Genomic DNA, 6496 nt, shown 5'->3' with positions numbered 1-6496 from the left:
CCTATCCCCTGTGTGCCTTGGCAGTCTCAGGTTTCAGCGGCTCGTTTGTCGAAGCCGGTCACTACGAGCCGTTCTATTACTACATCGTCAAGTTGCCCGAAGCGTTTTTGCCGTGGAACATCCTGGTGTACCTGGGGCTGTGGCACTTCCGCAAAAGCCTGGTGCGTAACCGCTACCGGCTGTTTTTCTGCGTATGGCTGGTGGCGCAGTTCACCTTGCTGACGTTGGCCTCCAGTAAGCGCACGGTCTACCTGATGGCGTTGACACCCGCCGCTGCGGTGCTGGCCGCCGAGTATGGCGGCGTGCTGCTGGGCTGGCTGAAAAGTCGCGGGCAGGTCTCCCACGTCGCCGAACACGTTTATGAACATCGCCGTGGCCTGGTGGGTGGCTTTTTCGTTGTGGTGATTGCCTGCTACCTGATCGCTGCTTTCTGGTACGCGCCAAAGGCCGATAAGCGCCAGTCGTTTGTACCGGTGATCAGCCAGATCCAGGCGATGCAGGCGCAAGGCAAGGAAGTGGTGCTGTATCAGGCCAACGAGCGAATCGCCGGCGCCGGGGTGTTCTACATGCAGGCCTATTTGACGATTCTGCAGACGCCGGAGGAACTCAAAAGCTACCTCGCGGCCAAGCCCGGTAACGTGGCCTTGGTGGACAATACTGACCGGCTGAACGTACCGGTGACGGTGGTCAAGGAGATGGCGATCAACCGTCAGCCGTACTATTTCGTCGAGCAGTAAGGCCGGTTACCACAGCGCCAGGTCGTACGTGAGGTAAACCCGGTAGTTGTCACGATCGCTCGCATAAGTCGAGCGATACGTGGCCTTGCGCAACTCGACGCCCAGGCCTTTGAAGGTGCTGTCCTGGATCACGTAGCGCAGGTTGGTGTCCGACTCCCACTCACGGGCTTCGCGGCCCTTGAAATCACCGTTCTGGCCCTTGTAGTAACGGGTCATGAAGGTCAGGCCCGGCAGCACGGCGACCAAGTCGTAGTCATAACGCAGCATCCAGGTTTGCTCACCGGCCTGGATGAATTTGCCGACGCCGGCGTTGCTGAAGGAATACACCGTCGACACGCTGGCATAGGGCAAGGCGGTATCGCCGGTGACTTTCTGATAACCCACGCCCAACGCCTGCGGCCCCAGCCGGTAGGTGAACAACCCGCTGAACATGTCGCTGTCGACCTTGCCGTTGCGTGCCTCGCCCGCTTCGTTGCTGATGAAGTAACGCAAATCGCTGGTCAGGCTGCCGGCACCCACTGGCTGCTTGTGCACCAGGCCGACGAATTGCTGGCGATAGAATTCGCGCATTTCGCCGTAGTACCAGGTGCCGCTCAGCTTGGGTGTGAAGGCGTAGGTGGCGCCGGCGAAATCAAAGTCGCTGCCCTTTTTGCCGCTGTAGCCCTGGGGATAAATGTCCACGCTGTCGGTCGAGTTTCGCAGCTTGAACTTGTCCAGATGCCCGGCGTGCACGTACAGGTTACGGATGCCGCTGTACTCGACTTGAGTGCCCTGGAACGTTTGCGGCAACAGCCGGCCATCGTTGTACACCAGCACCGGAATTTTCGGCAGCAGCGTGCCGGTTTTCACCACGGCTTCACCGATGCGCATCTTTGCGGTGACGCCCAGGCTTGAGAATTCACTGGCCGCGCGGCCATCGTCGTGCACCGGCAATAACCCGGTGCCGGCATGGGCGCGACTGGAGTCGAGCTTGATCCCCGACAACCCCAATGCATCCAGGCCGAAGCCCACTGTGCCCTCGGTATAGCCCGATTGCAGGTTGAGCAAAAAGCCCTGGGCCCACTCTTTGCGGTCTTCGCCGCCGTCACGGTAACCGTCGTTGAAATAGTAATTGCGCAAGGTCAGCTTGCCGTGGGAATCCTCCCAGAAACCCTGGGCCATCAACGCCGGTGACAGGCTCGCCAACAAGCCTGCAGACACCACTCCTCCCCTCGTGAAAAGCTCACGCATAACCGTCTCCCGAATGCCGTATTGTGGTTTTTTATGGGCAGTTGCTGCCTGCGACAGGCTGGACGGCGTGTCGCATTGCGGCGGACACTAACGGCTGATCGAACGCCCGGCAACGTTATGCGAGAAGCGCATCAGGCTATGCGCAAAGCCCTCAAACCACAGGAACATCACGGTGAATCTCAAGCAGCTCGAAGCCTTCAAGGCGATCATGTCCACCGGTTCGACCATCGGTGCGGCGACCCGCATGGGCCTGTCGCAATCGGCGGTCAGCCGGTTGCTGAGCCAGTTGGAGGAGGCCTTGGGTTTCGCGTTGTTCCTGCGCAAAAAGGGCCGCTTGATGGCGACCCCGGAGGCTGAAGAACTGCTCACCGAAGTGGCCGGCCTGGTGGACGGCATGCAGCGTATCCAGCGCCTGGCGGATGAGATGCGCGTGGGCCGTTCGCGCAAGAGCCTGATCAAGGTCGGGGTGCCCACCAGCATGACGCAAGAGCTGCTGCCACGGATCGTCGCCGAGTTTCTCAAGGGCCGTGAAGACATCGTCGTCGAGTTGCTGACCGGCTCCTACGACATGATCGAACGGGCCGTGCTCGACCGCTCCGCCGACCTCGGTTTTGTGCGTTTGCCCACCGAGATTCCCGACTTCGAGATTGAACCGGTGCTGGAAACCGAAGGCGTGTGCGTGATGCCGGCGGACCACCCGTTGACCCGTCACGCGTGCATTGAGGTGCAACACCTGCGAGACGTGCCGCTGGTGATGCTGGGCCGGCAACGGGCGCTGCGGGCCGAGTTGAATCAGGTGTTTCGTGCGGCCAACCTGACGCCGCAGGTGCGGGTCGAAGTGCACTCGGTGGGCGCCGCGTGCAGCTTTGTCGCCGAGGGGCTCGGAGTGTCGATCGTCAATGGTTTGCTGGCCAGCCACTTCATGCATTTGCCGATTGTGGTCCGCCCGTTTCGACCGGCATTGCCCTATGCATTCGGCCTGGCGTTTCGCGCGAATGAACCCAGGTCCAAGGTGGTGACGGCGTTTGCCGAGCACCTCAAGCACCGGCTGGCCGCACAAAACGCATAGCCCAACCCAGCCCGCGCATAACGTTGTCGCCGCTAAAACTTTGCCCTAGTGTCCGCTCCACAAGTGTCACCCGACACAACAATAACAGCGCACACCGGGGCAACCAGCATGACCGAACCGCAGATCGTCCGTACCCACTCGCCCACTGAAACGCCGGTGGAAAAACCTGCGCAGCGCAAGCAGATCAACCCGGCCATCATCCTGTTGAGCATCGTGCTGCTGGCCGTCGCCTTCACCTACGCGGTGAACTCGGGCAAGTTCCAGCGCCAGAACGGCCTGGTGGTGCCGGGCTCCTATCAGGTGCTGGAAAAACACGATTCCTTCGGCCAACTGTTCTCCCTCGAACCGCGCAAGGCCGGCGATACGATCGCCCGGCCGGTGTCGCTGGTGGAGGGTTTCATGGCCATTCCCCAGGGCATCGAAAAACGCGCCGCGCTGATTTTCATGGTGCTGTTCATCGGTGGCATGTTCGGCGTACTGAACAAGGCCGGGGTGATCGACGCCGGCCTGGAGCGCCTGCTGGGGCTGACCCGGGGCAATATCTACGTGCTGGTGCCCAGCCTGATGCTGGTGTTCTCCGCCGGGAGTACCTTCATGGGCCTGGCCAAGGAGTTCATCCTGATCGTGCCGTTGATGGTGGCCATGGCCAACCGCCTGGGGCTGTCGAACCTGATCGGGCTGGCCATCGTGACCATCTCGGTGAAGATCGGCTACCTGGCCTCTATCTCCAACCCGGTGGCCTTGTCCGTGGCACAACCGATGGTGGGGCTGCCGATTTTCAGCGGCTTGAGCATGCGCGTCCTGGCCTACTGCACGTTCCTGCTGGTGGGCATCGCGTTCGTGTTGTGGAGCATCCGCAAGCACGGCTTTGATGCCAGCGCGCAGATCACCTTCGAACGCAAGCCGCTGCCCCTGCGCCACCTGCTGAACCTGATCGTACTCGGCGCCGGCATTGGTTTCCTGGTGTACGCCTCCAACCGCTGGGAGTGGAAATACCACGAGCTGTCGGCGTTCTACCTGCTGCTGACCGTGGCCTTCACGGTGATCGCCGGGCTTGGCGCCAGCACCGCTGCCAGCGCTTTTGTCGACGGGATGAAAAAGGTGCTGATTGCCGGTGTGTTGATCGGCCTGGCAACCGCCGTGGAAATCATCCTCAGCACCGGCCAGGTGCTCGACACCATCGTCAACAGCCTGGCCAACCTGGTGGGCGATCACGGCCCGGTAGTCTCAGCCTACGGCATGTTCTTCGCGCAACTGGGGCTGGATGTGCTGATCCCGTCCACCTCGGGCCAGGCGGCCGTGACCATGCCGATCTTCGGGCCGTTGGGGCAACTCTCCGGTGTCAGCCCGCAAACCACGGTGTTCGCGTTTTTAATGGGCAACGGCCTGACCAACATGATCACCCCGACCTCCAGCGGCCTGCTGGTGCTGCTGGCCACCGCCAACGTCGGCTGGGGCCAGTGGGCGCGCTACATCCTGCCGCTGTTTCTGATCTATGCCGTGCTGGCGATGGTGCTGTTGGCCATTGCCGTTGGGACCGGATATTGAACCCATGAGTGTTTTTTCCATGCAGACGCTGCACAACCAGATGATCGCCATGCGCGACGGCATCCACCTGGCCACCGACATCTACTTGCCGCCCGGTCCAGGCCCGTTTCCGGCGGTGATCGAACGTACGCCCTACGACAAAAGCAAACCGTCGCGCTCGGAAATACAGCTCGACGGCCAGCACATCTCCCGCGAGCAGATGGCCGCGCGGTTCACGGCCCAGGGCTTTGTCGCGATCTTCCAGGATTGCCGCGGGCGCTACGCCTCCGAAGGTGTGTTCATCAAATACACCGCCGAGGGCGAAGACGGGTTCGACACCCTGGCCTGGATCATCGAGCAGCCCTGGTGCAACGGCAAGATTGGCAGCATGGGCCTGTCCTACGCCGCCCACACCCAACTGGCGATGGCCTGCCTGCATCCGCCCGGCCTGAGCAGCATGGTCCTGGACAGCGGCGGCTTCGCCAACGCCTACCAATGCGGGATCCGCCAGGGCGGCGCATTCGAGCTCAAGCAAGCCACCTGGGCCTGGCGCCAGGCCAAGGAAAGCCCGGCGGCGCTGGCAAACCCGGCGATCATTGAGGCGCTGGAACAGGAAGATATTCACCAGTGGTTCACCCGCATGCCGTGGCAGGCCGGGCAGTCGCCGCTGCGCCATGTGCCGGAATACGAAGCCTATTTGCTGGAGCAATGGGCACAGGGTGATTTCGGGCCGTACTGGCAGTCACCGGGAATCTACGCCGAGGGCCACTATCAGGATTTGCCGGATATCCCGGTGCTGTTCATGTCCAGTTGGTACGACGCCTACGTGAGTTCGACCCTGGCCAATTACTCGGCGTTTTGCGCAGGGACACAGGTGCGGCACCAACTGATCATGGGCCCGTGGCTGCACGGCGATCGCAACATCACTCACAGCGGCGAAGTTGAATTCGGCGCCTTGGGCGCCTTCGATGGCCAGGTCGCCAGGGACTGGCTGAGCTGTCGCCTGGACTGGTTCGAACGCGCCCTCAAGGACGCCTCGCTGCCGGCTCCGGCGCCCGTGAAGGTGTTTTTGATGGGTGGCGGCACCGGCGCGCGGGACGAACAGGGACGCCTGCAACACGGTGGCCGCTGGCTCGAAAGCCGCCAATGGCCGCTGCCCGGCAGCCAACCGTTGACCCTCTATTTACAGGAAGACCGGCGGCTGACAGACACCTGCCCACGTAACGATGAAGGACAACTGAGTTACTACGCCGACCCCGCCACCCCCGTGCCGACCCTCGGTGGCGCACTGACCTCGGGTAGCCCGGTGTTCGTCGGCGGTGCGTTCGACCAACGCGAGCGCGCTGATTTTTTCGGCACGCGGGGCGATAACCGCCCGCTGAACGAGCGCGAGGACATTCTGAGTTTTCAGACGCCGCCCCTGGCCGAAGACCTGGTCGTCGCCGGCCCGTTGCAGGTCGAGCTGTGGATCGACAGCGACGCGCCGGATACCGACTTCACCGCAAAACTGGTAGACGTCTATCCCGACGGCTATGCCATGAACATCACCGACGGAATCCGCCGCGCCCGCTACCGCGACTCTTGGGAACAGCCGACGCTGCTGACACCCGGTGAGCGGGTCAAGGTCGTGATCGAGCCCTTCGCCACCTGCAACCTGTTCAAGCGCGGCCATCGCCTGCGCCTGGACATTGCCAGCAGTAACTTCCCGCACTTTGACGTCAACCCCAACAGCGGCGAGGCTCAGGGCCAGGCGCAGCATCCGCGGGTGGCCTGCAACACCGTGCATATGAGCCGCGACCATGCCTCGCGCCTGATCCTCACCGTGCTGCCCGCCCAGGCTTTGCCGGCGCCGGCAGCGGATTAACTAAGTACCCCCAACCGGGTGCTCAAACCCCGCAACCTCGGGTTTTATCCAACACCCGAGGTTTCCCCC

At 62.3% G+C, this 6496-nt stretch carries 4 protein-coding genes; 3 read left to right on the top strand and 1 reads right to left on the bottom strand.

All coding sequences use genetic code 11. The annotated features are described in order from the left end of the window. Window positions 1-743 precede the first annotated feature (743 nt). Window positions 744-1967, bottom strand: coding sequence for an OprD family porin (locus MUM_RS0122270; protein ID WP_029616052.1), 1224 nt, complete (start codon window positions 1965-1967; stop codon window positions 744-746). A 172-nt stretch (window positions 1968-2139) separates the two neighbouring features. On the opposite strand from MUM_RS0122270, the gene MUM_RS0122260 reads away from it, so the two are divergent. The 3 genes from MUM_RS0122260 to MUM_RS0122250 all read left to right on the top strand — a co-directional run bounded on the left by MUM_RS0122260 (window position 2140) and on the right by MUM_RS0122250 (window position 6427). After that, window positions 2140-3036, top strand: coding sequence for a LysR family transcriptional regulator (locus tag MUM_RS0122260; RefSeq protein ID WP_010174236.1), 897 nt, complete (start codon window positions 2140-2142; stop codon window positions 3034-3036). Between the two features lie 108 nt (window positions 3037-3144). Further along, window positions 3145-4584: a YfcC family protein gene (locus tag MUM_RS0122255; RefSeq protein WP_010174235.1), complete on the top strand. Its 1440-nt coding sequence runs from the start codon at window positions 3145-3147 to the stop codon at window positions 4582-4584. A gap of 19 nt (window positions 4585-4603) precedes the next feature. Beyond that, window positions 4604-6427 (top strand): CocE/NonD family hydrolase, encoded by a 1824-nt coding sequence (locus MUM_RS0122250; RefSeq protein ID WP_010174233.1) that lies wholly within the window; start codon window positions 4604-4606, stop codon window positions 6425-6427. Window positions 6428-6496: the final 69 nt, after the last annotated feature.

This window comes from Pseudomonas sp. PAMC 25886 (assembly GCF_000242655.1).
Taxonomy (GTDB): domain Bacteria; phylum Pseudomonadota; class Gammaproteobacteria; order Pseudomonadales; family Pseudomonadaceae; genus Aquipseudomonas.
This window is presented reverse-complemented; position numbering and strand designations above follow the sequence as displayed.